The sequence below is a fragment of the Candidatus Enterococcus myersii genome, from assembly GCF_017316025.1.
In the GTDB taxonomy this organism is placed as follows: domain Bacteria; phylum Bacillota; class Bacilli; order Lactobacillales; family Enterococcaceae; genus Enterococcus_C; species Enterococcus_C montenegrensis.
Genome location: NZ_JAFLVT010000015.1, coordinates 62830 through 79102 on the forward strand (window position 1 = coordinate 62830; position 16273 = coordinate 79102).

Consider the following 16273-nt stretch of genomic DNA (forward strand, 5'->3'; position numbering starts at 1 on the left):
GGCAGCTTCTTTTACATATTGAACTGGTTGAAAAGGGGAGTTTAATGTGATACATCCTATTTTGCAAAGGCGCTCAGTTATTGCTGTGATTTTATTGACCTTAATTACAGGAGGAATTTATGGTATTTATTGGATTTATGTGACGACACGAGATTTGAATGAATTTACAGGTGATTACTGCATAAAACCTGGTTGGACATTATTGTTTGGTTTGCTTACGTGTGGCTTATATATGTTTTATTGGTGGTATAAAATCAATGATCTTGTGATGGCAGCACAAAAAAAAGCGCAGCGACCATTTCGCAGTGATAATAAGTTGCTTTTTATTGTTTTGCGTATTTTTGGACTTGCAGTTATCAATATGGCCATTGTGCAATCGGATTTAAACGATATTTATTATAATTTCACGCCTGCAAAAACACCAGCCAACCAGATAGAAGATGATGACGAATGGTCGGATTATTAGAATGTCCGTTACGAGCCATTACAGGGATGCCTTGCCCAATGTGTGGTATGACCCGTTCATTTATTCATTTAGCCCATGGGGATATTAGTGGTGCTTTTTCTTATCATCCGCTTTTTTGGGTGATTATCTTATTAGTTCTTTTATATTTTATTAGTTTAAAAAAAGCGTGCGCGCAACAAGTTTTAAAAAACAAGTATTGGTGGCTTAGCATTGCCGGTCTGTTTATTTGTGTCTATTTCATCCGAATGATGACACTTTTTCCAGATAAAGCACCATTAGATTTCAATTTTAATGCTTTTTTACCAAAACTTTGGCAAATTTTCACTACTTAAATAACGTCATTTCTGCTTTCAGTTGTGATTTTCAAAAAATTGTGTTACAATGTGTAACGGTAATGATACTTAGTGGAGTGAGGGATTTTTTCCCTCACTCTTTTTAATGAAAAGAATTGGTCCAAGGAGGCGATGATTGTTGAGTACAGTTGTAGAGACAGTAACTGGTTTGGTTCAGCCGATTTTAGATGAACAAAATTTTGAATTAGTAGAAGTCGAGTTTGTTAAAGAAGGCAAAAGCTGGTTTTTGCGCGTATTCATCGACAAAGAAGGCGGCATTGATATTGAAGAGTGCGCTTATGTAAGTGAGAAATTAAGTGAAAAGTTGGATAGTTTGGATCCCGATCCGATTCCCCAAGCTTACTTTTTAGAGGTGTCATCCCCTGGTGCCGAACGACCGTTGAAAAAAGAAGCGGATTATGAAAAAGCTGTAGGTGAATATATCCATATTTCATTATACCAAGCAATCGATGGCCAAAAGCAATATGAAGGGTTTTTAATGTCGCTTAGTGAAACAGAACTAGTATTAAAAATCAAAATTAAAACACGGGAAAAAGAATTGACTTTTGATCGTAAAAATATTGCCAAAGCTCGCTTAGCTATTCAATTTTAAAAAAGGAGTCCCAAGCAGATGAGTAAAGAAATGTTAAATGCACTAGATGCATTAGAAGCTGAAAAAGGCATCTCAAAAGAAATCGTAATTGAAGCGTTAGAAGCCGCTTTAGTTTCAGCTTATAAACGTCACTATGGCCAAGCCCAAAACGTTGAAGTGGAATTCAATCAAAAAAAAGGCGATATCCATGTTTACGCTGTTAAAGAAGTAACAGAAGAAGTTATGGATTCACAATTAGAAGTCTCTTTAAAAGAAGCGATTAAAATTAATCCTGCTTATGAAATTGGCGATAAAATTCGTTTTGAAGTAACGCCTAAAGACTTTGGTCGCATTGCGGCACAGACTGCAAAACAAGTCATTTTACAACGGGTCAGAGAAGCAGAAAGAACGATTATTTATAATGAATTTTCTGCCTATGAAAAAGACATTATGCAAGGGATTGTTGAACGTCAAGACAATCGCTACATCTATGTTAACTTAGGTAAAATCGAAGCTGTTTTGTCAAAACAAGATCAAATGCCAAATGAGTTTTATCAACCCCATGACCGGATTAAGGTCTATGTTTCTCGCGTTGAAAACACATCAAAAGGCCCACAAGTCTTTGTTAGTCGCTCACATCCAGATTTATTACGCCGTTTATTTGAACAAGAAGTACCAGAAGTTTATGATGGTACTGTAGAGATTGTTAGCATCGCAAGAGAAGCAGGCGATCGTTCAAAAGTTGCAGTTCGTTCTGATGACCCTAATATTGATCCTGTTGGCACTTGCGTTGGGCCAAAAGGACAACGGGTTCAAGCGATTGTTAATGAATTAAAAGGTGAAAATATGGATATTGTCGAGTGGGATGAAGATCCAGCAATTTATATTGCAAATGCTTTAAATCCTGCTGAAGCACAAGATGTTATCTTTGATTTGGATAACCCTCGGGCGTGTACCGTTGTCGTACCGGATTACCAACTTTCACTTGCAATTGGTAAACGGGGGCAAAATGCTCGTTTGGCAGCAAAATTAACCGGCTACAAAATTGATATTAAAGCAGAATCTGATATGGAAGAGTTTTATGCCAAATTAGAAGAAGGCGACTATATCGATGAAGGGGAGTTTTCAACTGAGGAAATTTCTGTTGAAGATACACCAACACAGCCGGTTGATGAAGTGATTGAAAACAGTGATATGACGAGTGATGACTACGAAAATATTGCTTTTGACGAAGGAAAAGAGGATTAATCAGGAGGTGATTTCATGAAGAAACGCAAGATTCCTTTACGCAAATCCGTTGTTTCCGGTGAAATGAAGCCAAAAAAAGAACTGATTCGTATTACTCGTTCTAAAGAAGGCGTTGTTTCGATTGACCCTACTGGTAAATTACCAGGCCGCGGCGCTTATGTTGCGATTGAGCCAGAAGAAGTTCAAATGGCTTGGGACAAAAAGATTTTGGATCGCGTTTTAGAAACTACGTTGACTGATGCGTTTTATCAAGAACTCCTTGATTACGTCACCCATCAAAAAGCCCGTCGTGAGTTATTTGGCAATGGATAAAAATAAGGTATTGAACATGTTAGGTTTAGCAATGCGCGCTGGAAAGTTGGTCACTGGCGAAGAACTGACATTAAAAGAGATTCGTCGCAACAAAGCTCGTTTGGTATTAATCGCCGCAGATGCGGGCAAAAATACCCATAAAAATATAAGTGATAAGTGCACTTATTATAAAATTCCCTACACAGATCGTTTAACCGCCTTGGAAATTGGAGGTGCGATCGGCAAGCCCCGAATGGTTATTGGCATCTTAGATAACGGCTTTGCCAAAAAGATAGGAGAATTAATACAAGGTTAGGAAGGTGATTGCATGGGAAAAAAACGAATTTATGAACTTGCAAAAGAAATCAACAAATCTAGCAAAGAATTAGTGGATAAAGCACAATCTTTAGGATTTGATGTGAAAAATCATATGGGAGCAATCTCAGATACTGAGGAGAAAAAGTTACGCCAAGCAGTTGGCGTCAATGAAAGTACTGGCAATGCTCCAAAACCTGCATCCCAACCAGCTAACCCAGATGAAGCAAAAAAACCTGAACATAAAAAATTTGTGACCCAACGGAATAATCCGAAGTTTCAAAATCGGAACAATCCGAGCAACAAACAAGGACAAAACCGCAATCAAGGTCAAAACAAGGACCACAATAGAGGACAACAACAAAGTCAACCAAATCAAAACCGTCCACAAGTTGGTACAAACAAATCACAAGCACCACAAAACAACCGTTCAAATAATACTGTATCGCCGACTGCTAAAGTAGCTCCAATGAATTCTGAAAATAAACAACAAAAAACTGCGTCGGTCAATCAACCAGTAGTGAACAAAAAAACGGAGGATCAAAAGCCTATTAATAATAATAACCAAAAACGGAGTAATCAAACTGGACAACAAAGACCAGCTCAACAAGCTCCGCAACAAAAACCACAAAATCAAAAAACTACAAGTCAACAAAAGCCAGCTGGACAACAAAGACCAGCAACAAAACCTGTGGCTAACACGAATAAACCGGCTGCAAAACCTGCAAGTAACCAACCAGCGGCTAAAGCTGATGGTAATAAAGGTGGCAACCGTAGTAATGACAACCGCAATAAAAATTACGGTCAACAAAATCGTCAAGGAGCTTACCAACAAAATCGGAATAAGTTCAAGAAAAAAGGTAAAAAAGGAAAACAACAAGTTTCCAATAAACCTGCTGTACCACCACGTAAATTCCGTGAATTACCTGAAGTATTGGAATATACAGAAGGCATGAACGTAGCCGATATCGCTAAAAAAATCCACCGTGAACCAGCGGAAATCATCAAAAAATTATTTATGATGGGGGTTATGGTTAACCAAAACCAAGCCTTGGATAAAGACACAATTGAACTTTTAGCGACAGACTATGGTATTGAAGCACAAGAAAAAGTTCAAGTAGATATCGCTGATATTGATAAATTCTTTGAAGCTGAAGAAGTCGTTGCAGAAAACTTGGTACCGCGTCCGCCAGTTGTTACTATTATGGGGCACGTTGACCATGGTAAAACAACATTACTTGATACCTTGCGCCATTCTCGTGTTACAAGTGGTGAAGCGGGGGGGATTACGCAGCATATTGGGGCTTACCAAATTGATATTGACGGTAAACCAATTACTTTCTTGGATACACCAGGGCATGCGGCCTTTACAAGTATGCGTGCACGAGGAGCCAGTATCACAGATATCACAATTTTAGTAGTAGCTGCAGATGACGGAGTAATGCCACAAACAGTTGAAGCAATTAACCATGCAAAAGCGGCAAAAGTGCCAATTATTGTTGCAGTAAATAAAATTGATAAACCTGGTGCTAACCCACAACATGTAATGCAAGAATTAAGTGAATACGAATTGATTCCTGAAAGTTGGGGTGGCGACACCATTTTTGTTGAAATTTCAGCGAAATTCGGTCAAAACATCGACGAACTTTTGGAAATGATTTTATTAGTTGCTGAAGTAGAAGACTTAAAAGCAGATCCAAGTCAACGGGCAATCGGTACAGTGATTGAAGCTCGCTTAGATAAAGGGAAAGGTCCAGTTGCAACGTTATTAGTACAACAAGGAACTTTACATGTTGGTGATCCAATTGTTGTCGGTAATACTTACGGCCGTGTGCGGGTTATGACTAATGATTTAGGTCGTCGTGATAAAGCAGTAGGTCCAGCAACACCAGTCGAAATTACTGGTTTAAATGATGTGCCACAAGCTGGTGATCGTTTTGTTGTTTTTGAAGATGAAAAAACAGCACGTGCTGCCGGTGAAGAACGGGCAAAACGGGCGTTGATGGAACAACGCGCTTCCAATAGCCGTGTAACATTGGATAACTTATTTGAAAGCCTAAAAGAAGGCGAATTAAAAGAAGTTAACGTTATCATTAAAGCCGATGTACAAGGTTCAGCAGAAGCTCTAGCTGCTTCATTGCAAAAGATTGAAGTTGAAGGTGTGCGGGTTAATATCGTCCATTCAGCAGTTGGTGCCATTAATGAAAGCGACGTAACCTTAGCAGCTGCAAGTAACGCGATTATCATTGGCTTTAACGTACGACCAACACCACAAGCAAAACAACAAGCCGATGCTGAAACGGTAGATATTCGTTTGCACCGGATTATCTACAAAGCAATCGAAGAAATTGAAACTGCGATGAAAGGGTTACTTGATCCTGAGTTTGAAGAAAAAATTACAGGTCAAATGGTGGTTCGAGAAACATATAAAGTTTCCAAAGTTGGAACAATTGCGGGTTGCTTTGTAACTGATGGCTTTATTCGTCGCGATAGTGGCGTACGGGTTATTCGTGATGGTATCGTTATTTACGAAGGCGTACTTGCTAGTTTGAAACGGTTTAAAGACGATGTAAAAGAAGTAAAACAAGGCTTTGAATGTGGCGCTATGGTTGACAAATTTAATGACGTGAAAGTTGACGATGTCATTGAAGCTTATGTAATGGAAGAAATCAAAAACGACTAAGATAAATGGAGGGCGTAATTATGGCCAATTATCGTGATCGTCGTGTTGCCCACGAGATTTTAAGAGAAGTGAATGATATTTTACGTAAAAGAGTCCGGGATCCTCGGGTTCAAGATGTCACCATAACAGATGTCCGAGTAACGGGAGATTTGCAACAAGCGACAATTTTTTACAGTATTTTATCAGATCTTGCTTCTGACAAACAAAAGGCGCAAGCTGGACTAGAAAAAGCGAGTGGTTTAATTCGCCGTGAATTAGGTCAACGGTTAACATTGTATAAAACACCGGAAATCGTTTTTGAACTTGATAGCTCTGTGCAATATGGTAACAAAATCGACGAAATGATCCGTAACTTACACAAGGATTGATAAATGGAAGCTACTTTGAAAGGGAAACCTTTTGGAGTAGCTTTTTTTCTGCTATAATGGGGCAGTTGAGTTGAATTAAAGAGATAGCGAGGAGTTAGAATGGACGGCATTTTAGCTTTATGGAAAGAACGCGGTATGACGAGTCATGACTGTGTCTTTAAATTACGTAAAATTTTAAAAACAAAAAAAATTGGTCATGGTGGTACACTTGACCCAGATGTCGATGGTATTTTACCTATTTGTATCGGCAAAGGTACAAAAGTGATTGAATTTATGCAAGATAGTGGCAAAGTTTATAGTGGCGAAATCACAGTTGGTTATACGACAACAACAGAAGATGCTTCTGGGGAAAAAGTTGAAGTTATGCCAATAAATACTCCTTTTACGAATGCTGAAATCGATGCGGCTATGAAAACAATGGAGGGTGAAATTACACAGATTCCCCCTATGTACTCGGCTGTGAAAGTTAATGGTAAAAGATTGTATGAATACGCCAGAGCTGGCTTAACAGTTGAACGACCGAAAAGAAAAGCAATGATTAAAAGTTTTCGACGTACCAGTGAGCCCACTTTCGATGAAAAGGCAAAAACGCAAAATTGGCGTTTTGAAGTTGCGTGTGGCAAAGGAACTTATGTGCGAACTTTGGCAGTGGACACCGGAAAAAAACTTGGTGTTCCCGCTCATATGTCTGATCTAACACGTCTGGAAAGTGGCGGTTTAAAAGTTTCTCAGTCCCTAACCTTAGCTCAAGTAGCCGATGCGGTAGAAAATCAGACTATCTTAGAATATATACTGCCAATTGAATATGGGATTGCTGCTTTTCATAAAGTAAATATCGATGATAAAATCTGGCAGCAGGTTAAAAATGGTATGCGCTTATCTCCAACGGCTTTTGGTCTGGAAAAAGTGCCAAGTGAGCCGATTGCTTTATATTATGCTGGAAAAGTTGTAGCTTTATATGAGAGTAATTCTAAAGAAAAAAATAAGTTGAAACCTTTAAAAATGTTACGAACTGAGGTCTAATATTGTGAAAATTATCCAAATTCATCACCCTTATACAAAAGAGCAAATTCCCAACGAGCCAGTTGTGTTAGTACTGGGTTTTTTTGATGGCGTTCATCGCGGGCATCAAAAAGTTATTTTAGCTGGTAAAAAATTAGCTGAAGAAAAAGGGGTTAAACTGGCCGTAATGACATTTAACCAACATCCTTCTGTCGTGTTTAAAAAACAAGAAGGAGAAAATTTGAAATATTTGACGACCTTAAAGCAAAAAGAGTATCACATGGAGCGTTTGGGTGTGGACTATTTATATGAAATTGAATTCACCTCTAATTTTGCCTATTTAAAACCGCAAGATTTTGTCGATCAGTATATTGTGGGACTACATGCAGTGGCTGCTGTGAGTGGTTTTGATTATACTTATGGTCCAAAAGATATTGCAGATGTCTCTCACTTGCCTCAATACGCCAAAGATCGTTTTGAAATTATCACTGTTGCAAAAGAAACTTTAGCTGGTGATAAAATCAGTTCTACTAGAATTCGCGATCTATTGGATGAAGGCAATATGGAAGAAGTTACACGGCTATTGGGCTATATTTACGAAATTGAAGGTTTAGTGGTTCATGGAGAAGCCCGTGGTCGCACGCTTGGCTATCCGACAGCTAATATTCGTTTTAAAGCCAGCGTGCGCTTACCTAAAGAAGGCGTCTATGTTTCAGAAATCAAAGTAGCCGGCAAATGGTATAAAGCAATGAGCTCCATTGGCCATAACGACACTTTTGGTGAAGGAAGAAAATTGACAGTTGAGGTTTTTATCTTAGATTTTAACAAAGATATCTATGGGGAAACGGTACGTGTTCGTTTCAACCATCTAATCCGTGAGCAAGTAAAATTTGACGGTGCTGATGGATTGATTACACAATTAAAGCAAGATGAAAAAGACACACAAGACTATTTTAAAAAATAAAGAAAAAGAAGTTTACTAAAACGTTGTGACCAAAAAAGCTAACTTTTCGGCGTCACGACAATGAGTAAGCTTCTTTTTTTATTTGTTTTAAAGGATTTTATGTGTTTAGTGAGAACAAATCTCAACGATAAACCGAAATAATTTGTGATACATTGAGCATTTTTATCAGTCTTTTTGCTAAAATAAAAATGTAAGCGTTTTTATGAAAAAAGGAGGAGTAACGGTGGAAAAAAAAGCAGTTGATTTTGAATTTGTTGAAACAGTATCTCAGAGACAAGAGCTGCTGGTGCGCTTGGGAGAATTAAAAAATCAGCCAAGCGCGCAAATGACAGCATTACAGACAGCACAACAAATATATGGGTATTTGCCAATCGAAGTATTACAAGTTATCGCAAAAGAGTTACAAGTACCTTTAGAAAAATTATACAGCACAGCTACCTTTTACTCTCAATTCACCTTTGTCCCAAAAGGTGAATATACCATCAGTGTGTGTATGGGAACTGCTTGTTATGTAAAAGGCGCAGGAAATATTTTAGACTCCTATGAAACTACGCTTAAGATTAGGGCGGGCAAAACAAGTACAGATCGTAAATTTACGTTGGAATCATGTCGCTGTATTGGTGCTTGTGGCTTAGCGCCGGTATTGACAGTCAATGAAGAGGTTTATGGTCGTTTGACTAAGAAAAAAGGCGATAAAGTTTTAGCAAGCTACCAAAAGATAGCACTTGAAGGCAACAAGTAAAGATTGGGGTGTGGGGTGTAAAGATGCAAAATTGGCAAGAATTAAAAGCAGTAAAGGTACAATATCAACAACAAGTAGCTTTGCGAACACAAAAAACAGCTACAATAAGCAATAGGCGCGAAATTTTAGTATGTGCCGGCACCGGTTGTTTGTCTTCTAAAAGTCGTGCTTTTATAGAGGTGTTAGAAGACGAATTGATAAAAAATGAGCTGCAAGATAATGTGCAGGTAGTTGCCACTGGCTGTTTTGGTCTCTGTGCCCAAGGGCCGATTGTAATTGTTTACCCAGAAGGAACTTTTTATCATCAAGTTAAGCCTAAGGACGCCAAAAAAATTGTTGAAAAACACTTAGTCGCAGGTCAGCCAGTTGAAAAACTTCTGTATCATGACCACAAAACAAAAGAAGTGATTAAAAAACTTTTAGATACTCCTTTTTATCACAAACAAAAACGAGTGGCGCTGCGGAATTGTGGTCGAATTGATCCAGAAAAAATTGAAGAATACATCGCATTTGATGGTTATGAAGCTTTAGCGAAAGTTTTACACGACTATACCTCTGATGATGTCTTAAAAATACTAGAAGATTCAGGTATTCGTGGGCGTGGGGGCGGAGGGTTCCCCACTTTTTTAAAATGGACTTTTGCTAAAAATAGCGCTGGTAATGAAAAATATGTGATTTGTAATGCAGATGAAGGTGATCCAGGAGCTTTTATGGATCGTTCAGTTTTAGAGGGAGATCCTCATGTAGTGTTAGAAGCAATGGCGATTGCCGGCTACACGATTGGTGCTAATAAAGGTTACATTTATGTTCGGGCAGAATATCCAACCGCCGTTGAACGATTGGAAATCGCACTTAAAGCCGCAAGAGAAAATGGTTTATTGGGAGAAAACATCTTAGACAGTGGTTTTTCTTTTCAAATCGAATTACGTCTTGGTGCTGGCGCTTTTGTCTGTGGCGAAGAAACAGCGCTGCTTGAAAGCATTGAAGGTCATCGTGGTGAACCGCGGCCGCGGCCGCCATTTCCAGCGATAAAAGGACTTTTTAGTAAACCGACAATCGTGAATAATGTGGAAACCTATGCGAATATTCCGCAAATTATTGTTAAAGGACCAAAATGGTTTGCCCAAATGGGAACGCAAAATGCAAAGGGGACAAAAGTTTTTGCATTAGGCGGTAAAATTCAAAATACCGGATTAGTTGAAATTCCAATGGGGACGACATTAAGAGAAATTGTTGAAGATATTGGTGGCGGTATTCCCGAACAAAAAGCTTTTAAAGCGGCGCAAACAGGTGGTCCTTCTGGTGGCTGTATTCCTAAGGAACACTATGATATCCCCATTGACTATGATAACTTAATGAACATTGGCTCTATGATGGGTTCAGGGGGACTCATTGTAATGGATGAAGAGAACTGTATGGTGGATATTGCTAAATTTTTCTTGGAATTTACAGTAGAAGAAAGCTGTGGTAAATGTGCCCCTTGCCGGATTGGTACCAAACGCCTTTTGGAAATTTTAGAAAAAATTACATTGGGAAAAGCTACATTGGCAGATTTAGATAAAATGGAGGAATTGTGTTATCACATCAAAGAAAATTCATTATGTGGCTTAGGACAAACTGCACCTAATCCTGTTTTATCTACTTATCACTATTTTAAAGAAGAATATTTAGCTCATGTCAACAAAAGATGTTGTCCAGCCGGAGTATGTAAAAATTTAATTCAATATACAATTGATCCAAACAAATGTACAGGGTGTACGGCTTGTGCCAAAAATTGTCCCGTATCAGCTATTTTTGGTGAAGTCAAAAAAGTTCATGAAATTGAGCAATCGCTTTGTATTAAGTGCGGTTTATGTATCGATACGTGCCGTTATGCTGCTATTAGTGTGCATTAGGAGGTTAAGCAGATGAAAGAAATCGAAATTTTTATTAATGGGAAATCTTATTATGCACCAGCGGGAATGACGATTTTAGAAGCGGCGCGTCTTCATGATATTGAAATTCCGGCCCTATGTTTTTTAAAAGAAATTAACGAAATCGGCGCTTGTCGTATTTGTGTGGTAGAAGTAGAAGGTATAAAAAATTTGGTGACTGCCTGCGTTTATCCGATTCAAACGGGGATGAAAATCAAAACAAATTCACAACGGGTATTTAAATCACGGAAATTGACCTTGAAACTAATTTTGTCCACTCATGAGCGAAAATGTTTATCGTGTCTTCGCAACGGCAATTGTGAATTACAAAGGCTGTGTAAAGAGTTTAACGTTGATGATGAAGACTATTACAACGGTGAAAATAAGGAATACGTCTTTGACGATAGTGCGGTTCACATGGTGCGTAATAATAATAAGTGCATTTTGTGTAAACGCTGTGTTGCAGCTTGTGAAAAATGCCAGGCAATTAGTGTAATTGGCGCAAATGAACGTGGTTTTAATACGCATATTGGTTCTGCGTATGATTTAAGTCTAGGAAAGGTGGCTTGCATTTCCTGTGGGCAATGTATTGTTGTTTGTCCAACTGGTGCGATTCATGAAAAAGATCAAACGGATCTCGTCTGGCAGGCATTGGAAAATAAAGACAAATTTGTAGTGGTCCAAACGGCACCCTCTATTCGCGTAACCTTAGGTGAGGCTTTTGGTATGCCTATTGGTAGTAATGTTGAAGGGAAAATGGTCGCTTCGTTGCGAAAATTGGGCTTCGATAAAATTTTTGATACGAATGTGGCGGCAGATTTTACCATTATGGAAGAAGCTCACGAGTTTATTGAAAGAATCAAAAATAATGGGCCATTCCCGTTATTTACTTCTTGCTCGCCAGGATGGGTAAAGTACTGTGAATCTTATCATCCTGAACTGATAAAAAATTTATCCAGCTGTAAATCACCGCAACAAATGTTTGGGGCCTTAACGAAGACTTGGTACGCCAAAAAAATGAATTTAAATCCGGCTGATATTTTTGTCGTAGGCATTATGCCATGTACGGCTAAAAAATTTGAAGTAACTAGAGAAGATGAAGCAGCAGCTGGATTTCCCGATGTAGATGTTGCTCTTACGACACGGGAATTGGCCCGGATGATTGAGCGCGGAGGGATTAAATTTAAAGAGTTAACAGATGCCAAATTTGATCATCCGCTAGGTGAAGCAACCGGAGCTGGGTATATCTTTGGTGCGACAGGTGGTGTAATGGAAGCAGCGTTACGAACTGCAGTTGAAAAGTTAGCAAGTCAAAAAGTGACACCTTTATCATTTAAGGAAGTGAGGGGGATGAAAGGCATCAAAGAAGCCAGTTACAATCTAGGTGGCCAAAAAATTAATATCGCTGTTGCCTCAGGAATAGGAAATGCCAAACGTTTAATTGAAGAAAAAATTCAAACAGGTGAAAAAACCTATCACTTTGTTGAAATAATGGGATGTCCTGGAGGCTGTATTAATGGTGGAGGACAACCGGTTCAACCAGCTTCTGTGCGTAATTTTGTTGATTTAAATAGCTTGCGTGCTCAAGCGCTTTACTCCGAAGATGAAAGAAAAGTTTTGCGTCGCTCCCATGAAAGTTCGGTGGTAAAACGATTGTATGAGGAATTTCTTGTGGCGCCAGGAAGTGACAAGGCCCACGCGTTATTGCATACGTCTTATCACCAGGCCATGGAAGTTAAATGACAACTGATGCTAAAATCAAAAAACATATCTGATCTAGTCATTTTGCGGCGCTTTTAGCTAGGCTAGCGTTGCTTTGGGTAAAAGCGGGATTATTAATTTGTTTGAATGCTACGACGGTAAATTCTATTTAATTGAGGAATAACTATGCTCCCAACAACTCCGCCAATTAAGGCAGTGATAAGTTGTGGCAAACTGAACATTTGTGTCAGTGTCTGAACAGATTGCGTTGGTATTTTAGCAACTAAGAAGAAAGGGAGTACAAGTTTAACAACTAACAGCCATAAGACAGAAAATTTCAAAATGGCACCACTAACGGCAGAAAAAATTAAACGAGAAAAACGATAAGTGCTTTGATTTTTAAGCAGGAAAAACCAAGTTGTAACAAGTACGGCATTTCCAAGCATAATACAGATAATCAATTGCGGAAACTGAGGCCCAATTCCTAAAAAGAAGGCAAAGATTGGTGAGAGCAGGGCTACTACTAGCCCACTAATTTCTCCGGTGAGAGCTACTGTTACAATCAAAATCAAATTGACTAAGCTACCAGTTACCAATTGCCCAAAGCCGATAGTAGCGACTTGAAAAATGACTGTTAACGCAATCATAAAAGCAGTTTGCGTAATAAATCGGGTTTGACTTAGTTTTAAGTTGTTCATAGTAGACACCCTTTCAAAAAAGCGTTTTCTATATTGTAACAAATTATGTGAAGATTTAGATAAATTTGTATAATAAAAGTTATTTTAAATGAAAAAATGTGTGGAAATGCTGGTATAAAATGAATAAAAGAAAAAAAAGATGTCAAATTTTGTTTAGTTCTTAACAAGAATGAAGTAAAATGTGATTAAGTATTAATTACTATAAAGAAATTTTTAATTGAAAAAATCATTTTTTAAACATATGAGGAGGAACAATAATGGCAGTAGCAAAAATCGTTTATGCAAGTGCAACAGGGAATACAGAAGGAATTTCAGAAATTTTAGAAGATGCTTTTAAAGCACTGGATATTGATGTTGAAAGAATCGAAGCAGATGACGCCGATGATGCGACTTTTGATGATGCAGATATTTGTGTCGTTGCAACGTACACAGATGGTGATGGGGAAATTCCTTTTGATTTGGAAGATTTCTATGATGAATTACCAGATTTTAACTTAGATGGTAAAGTCTTTGGTGTTGTCGGATCTGGTGACAGCGAATTATATCCAGATTATTTCTGTCAAGCAGCAATTGACTTTGACCAAGCTTTTGAAAAAACAGGGGCAAAACGAGGCGCGGAATTAGTCAAAATTGAAAATGATGCAGATGATGAAGATGAAGAGGTGTTAAAAGCTTTTGTGACAGCCTTAACAAAAGCGTAAGTTAGAAAAGGGGTATGATTTTCGTTGTTTAAAATAGTTGAGAGAAATGAATTAAATCCAATTGAATTTGAAATTTTTGTTGAGGCACCACGAATTGCACAAAAAGCACAAGCTGGTCAATTTGTCATTTTGCGAATTGATGATAAAGGTGAACGGATTCCACTAACGGTTGTGGATGTGGAACCTGAAAAAGGATTAGTTCGTTTAATTTTTCAAGTCATTGGTAAATCTACAGCTGCTTTAGCAAAGTTACAAGCCGGGGATAGTTTGACTGATATTGTGGGGCCCTTGGGAAAAGCAACGGAAATTGAAACGTACGGGACGGTGTTATTAGTTGGTGGCGGAGTTGGCATTGCCGCACTGTTTCCAATTGTCAAAGCGTTAAAAATAGCAGGAAATAAGGTTATTACGGTTTTAGGAGCTAAGAGTAAAGAGCTAATGATTCTTGCCGATGAATGTGAAAAATATTCCGATGAACTTTACTTGATGACAGACGATGGTACTCTAGGACAAAAAGGTTTAGTGACGGACGCAATGAAAGCAGTTTTTGCCAAAGAGAAAATTGACACTGCTTGGGCCATCGGACCTAGTATGATGATGAAATTCTCTACTCTAAGTGCTAATGAAGCTGGTGTACCGATTTTTGTTTCCTTAAATCCAATCATGGTTGATGGAACGGGGATGTGTGGTGGTTGCCGCGTAACAGTCGATGATCAAATTAAATTTGCCTGTGTCGATGGACCAGAATTTTTAGGTGCCAAGGTTGATTGGGATGAATTTGTTAATCGGATGCAACAATACCGCAATGAAGAAAAACTTGCTGATACTGTATATGAAGGAGGAATGCTGAATGGCTAAGCGTAGTTATACTAAGACGCCGATGCGTGAGCAGGCTCCTGAAATTCGCAATCAAAATTTTTCTGAAGTTGCTTTAGGATACACCTTAGAAGAAGGACAATTAGAAGCAACGCGCTGTTTACAGTGTAAAAATGCACCCTGTATTCAAAATTGCCCAGTAATGATTGATATTCCAGGTTTTATTAAACATATTGAAGTAGGCGATATGAAAGCTGCTCATGAAGTATTAAGTAAATATACGAACTTGCCTGCAATTTGCGGACGCGTCTGCCCGCAAGAAAAACAATGTGAAATGACTTGTCGCCTGGGACGTTCAAAGAAATTCGAGCCAGTTGCAATTGGTAAATTAGAACGCTTAGTAGCTGATTGGGCACTTCAACAACCAATTGAGACTGTGACTAATAAAAAAGATAAAGGAAAAGTCGCAGTCATTGGTTCAGGTCCTTCTGGGTTAACAGCAGCAGGAGATTTAGCAAAACTTGGTTATGATGTTACGATTTTTGAGGCTCTGCATGCACCAGGTGGGGTTTTAACTTATGGAATTCCTGAGTTTCGTCTACCTAAAAAAATTGTAGAAAAAGAAATTGAAACAATTATAGCTCAAGGCGTAAAAATTGAGACAAATGTTGTGGTTGGAAAAACAATTACGATGGAAGAAATTCAAGCTGAATTTGACGCGTGCTATTTGTCTGTTGGAGCAGGTGCACCAAACTTTATGAATATTCCTGGTACTTCATTAAATGGTGTTTATAGTTCAAGTGAATATTTGACGCGAATTAATTTGATGAAAGCTTATGATTTTCCTAATTACGATACACCTGTTCAAGCTTCAAAAAACGTTGTTGTAATTGGTGGCGGGAATGTAGCGATGGATGCCGCGCGTTCGGCCAAGCGGTTAGGTGCTAAGAATGTTGCAGTTATCTATCGTCGTTCAAAAGAAGAGTTACCCGCTAGAGAAGAAGAATATCACCATTCGGTTGAAGAAGGAGTTAACTATCATTGGCTAACAAATCCAATTGAATATCTCAATGATGGCACCGGTAAATTGAAAGCTGTAAAATGTGTGAAAATGAAATTAGGTGAAGCCGATGAATCTGGACGCCGTCGCCCAGAGGTGATTCCTAATAGTGAATTTATTATTACTGCTGATACGGCAATTGAGGCAATCGGTCAAGGCTCTAATCGAGTTTTGTTGGATACGTTCCCGGCATTACAATTAAACCGCTGGGGTTATATTGATGCCGATGTTAAAACAGGAGAGACGAATATTCCAGGTGTTTTTGCTGGGGGAGATATTGTAACAGGGGCTGCAACGGTTATTTTGGCGATGGGTGCTGGTAAAGTTGCTGCAACGCAAATTGACAGCTATATCCAAAATCAAAAAGTCCATGTATAATAA

General features: G+C 38.5%; 17 protein-coding genes. 16 read left to right on the top strand and 1 reads right to left on the bottom strand.

The genetic code is table 11. The annotated features are described in order from the left end of the window. Positions 1-46: 46 nt before the first annotated feature. The 13 genes from JZO76_RS10585 (at position 47) to JZO76_RS10645 (ending at position 12659) form a co-directional block, all read left to right on the top strand. Entirely contained in the window at positions 47-466 is a 420-nt protein-coding gene (locus JZO76_RS10585) for a DUF4234 domain-containing protein (protein WP_206904038.1), read from the top strand. After that, positions 451-798 carry a DUF2752 domain-containing protein gene (locus JZO76_RS10590; RefSeq protein WP_206904041.1) on the top strand — a complete coding sequence of 116 codons (348 nt, stop codon included), beginning with the start codon at positions 451-453 and terminating at the stop codon, positions 796-798. Before JZO76_RS10585 ends, JZO76_RS10590 begins: the two co-directional genes overlap by 16 nt. A gap of 139 nt (positions 799-937) precedes the next feature. Further along, entirely contained in the window at positions 938-1411 is a 474-nt protein-coding gene (gene rimP, locus JZO76_RS10595) for a ribosome maturation factor RimP (RefSeq protein ID WP_206904043.1), read from the top strand. Between the two features lie 18 nt (positions 1412-1429). Further along, positions 1430-2638 (top strand): transcription termination factor NusA, encoded by a 1209-nt coding sequence (gene nusA, locus JZO76_RS10600; protein ID WP_206904045.1) that lies wholly within the window; start codon positions 1430-1432, stop codon positions 2636-2638. A 15-nt stretch (positions 2639-2653) separates the two neighbouring features. Next, positions 2654-2950 (top strand): RNase P modulator RnpM, encoded by a 297-nt coding sequence (rnpM, locus tag JZO76_RS10605; RefSeq protein ID WP_206904047.1) that lies wholly within the window; start codon positions 2654-2656, stop codon positions 2948-2950. After that, the gene (locus JZO76_RS10610; protein WP_206904050.1) at positions 2943-3245 is read left to right on the top strand and encodes a YlxQ-related RNA-binding protein; all 303 of its coding nucleotides are present in this window, start codon (positions 2943-2945) and stop codon (positions 3243-3245) included. The genes rnpM and JZO76_RS10610 overlap by 8 nt, the downstream gene beginning before the upstream one ends. A gap of 12 nt (positions 3246-3257) precedes the next feature. Continuing rightward, complete coding sequence (gene infB / locus JZO76_RS10615; protein ID WP_206904051.1) at positions 3258-5927, top strand: translation initiation factor IF-2; 2670 nt, start codon at positions 3258-3260, stop codon at positions 5925-5927. Between the two features lie 20 nt (positions 5928-5947). Beyond that, positions 5948-6295, top strand: a complete 348-nt coding sequence (gene rbfA, locus JZO76_RS10620) for a 30S ribosome-binding factor RbfA (RefSeq protein ID WP_206904052.1) — start codon at positions 5948-5950, stop codon at positions 6293-6295. Positions 6296-6394: 99 nt separating this feature from the next. Further along, on the top strand, positions 6395-7318 hold the full coding sequence (truB, locus tag JZO76_RS10625) for a tRNA pseudouridine(55) synthase TruB (protein WP_206904055.1): 924 nt from the start codon (positions 6395-6397) through the stop codon (positions 7316-7318). Between the two features lie 4 nt (positions 7319-7322). After that, positions 7323-8261 carry a riboflavin biosynthesis protein RibF gene (ribF, locus tag JZO76_RS10630; RefSeq protein WP_206904057.1) on the top strand — a complete coding sequence of 313 codons (939 nt, stop codon included), beginning with the start codon at positions 7323-7325 and terminating at the stop codon, positions 8259-8261. A gap of 223 nt (positions 8262-8484) precedes the next feature. After that, positions 8485-9003, top strand: coding sequence for an NAD(P)H-dependent oxidoreductase subunit E (locus JZO76_RS10635; RefSeq protein ID WP_206904059.1), 519 nt, complete (start codon positions 8485-8487; stop codon positions 9001-9003). A gap of 23 nt (positions 9004-9026) precedes the next feature. Further along, positions 9027-10898 carry an NADH-quinone oxidoreductase subunit NuoF gene (locus tag JZO76_RS10640; protein WP_206904061.1) on the top strand — a complete coding sequence of 624 codons (1872 nt, stop codon included), beginning with the start codon at positions 9027-9029 and terminating at the stop codon, positions 10896-10898. 12 nt (positions 10899-10910) lie between these two features. Then, on the top strand, positions 10911-12659 hold the full coding sequence (locus JZO76_RS10645) for an NADH-dependent [FeFe] hydrogenase, group A6 (protein ID WP_206904062.1): 1749 nt from the start codon (positions 10911-10913) through the stop codon (positions 12657-12659). A gap of 92 nt (positions 12660-12751) precedes the next feature. Here JZO76_RS10645 and JZO76_RS10650 read toward each other — a convergent pair whose 3' ends face one another. Beyond that, on the bottom strand, positions 12752-13315 hold the full coding sequence (locus JZO76_RS10650) for an ECF transporter S component (protein WP_206904063.1): 564 nt from the start codon (positions 13313-13315) through the stop codon (positions 12752-12754). 257 nt (positions 13316-13572) lie between these two features. Between JZO76_RS10650 and JZO76_RS10655 the strand changes: the two genes are divergently transcribed. The 3 genes from JZO76_RS10655 to gltA are packed head-to-tail and all read left to right on the top strand — an operon-like array spanning position 13573 to position 16270. Beyond that, positions 13573-14016, top strand: a complete 444-nt coding sequence (locus JZO76_RS10655; RefSeq protein ID WP_206904064.1) for a flavodoxin — start codon at positions 13573-13575, stop codon at positions 14014-14016. Positions 14017-14040: 24 nt separating this feature from the next. Next, positions 14041-14874, top strand: a complete 834-nt coding sequence (locus JZO76_RS10660; protein ID WP_206904065.1) for a sulfide/dihydroorotate dehydrogenase-like FAD/NAD-binding protein — start codon at positions 14041-14043, stop codon at positions 14872-14874. Continuing rightward, positions 14867-16270, top strand: coding sequence for an NADPH-dependent glutamate synthase (gene gltA, locus JZO76_RS10665; protein WP_206904066.1), 1404 nt, complete (start codon positions 14867-14869; stop codon positions 16268-16270). Before JZO76_RS10660 ends, gltA begins: the two co-directional genes overlap by 8 nt. Positions 16271-16273 lie beyond the last annotated feature (3 nt).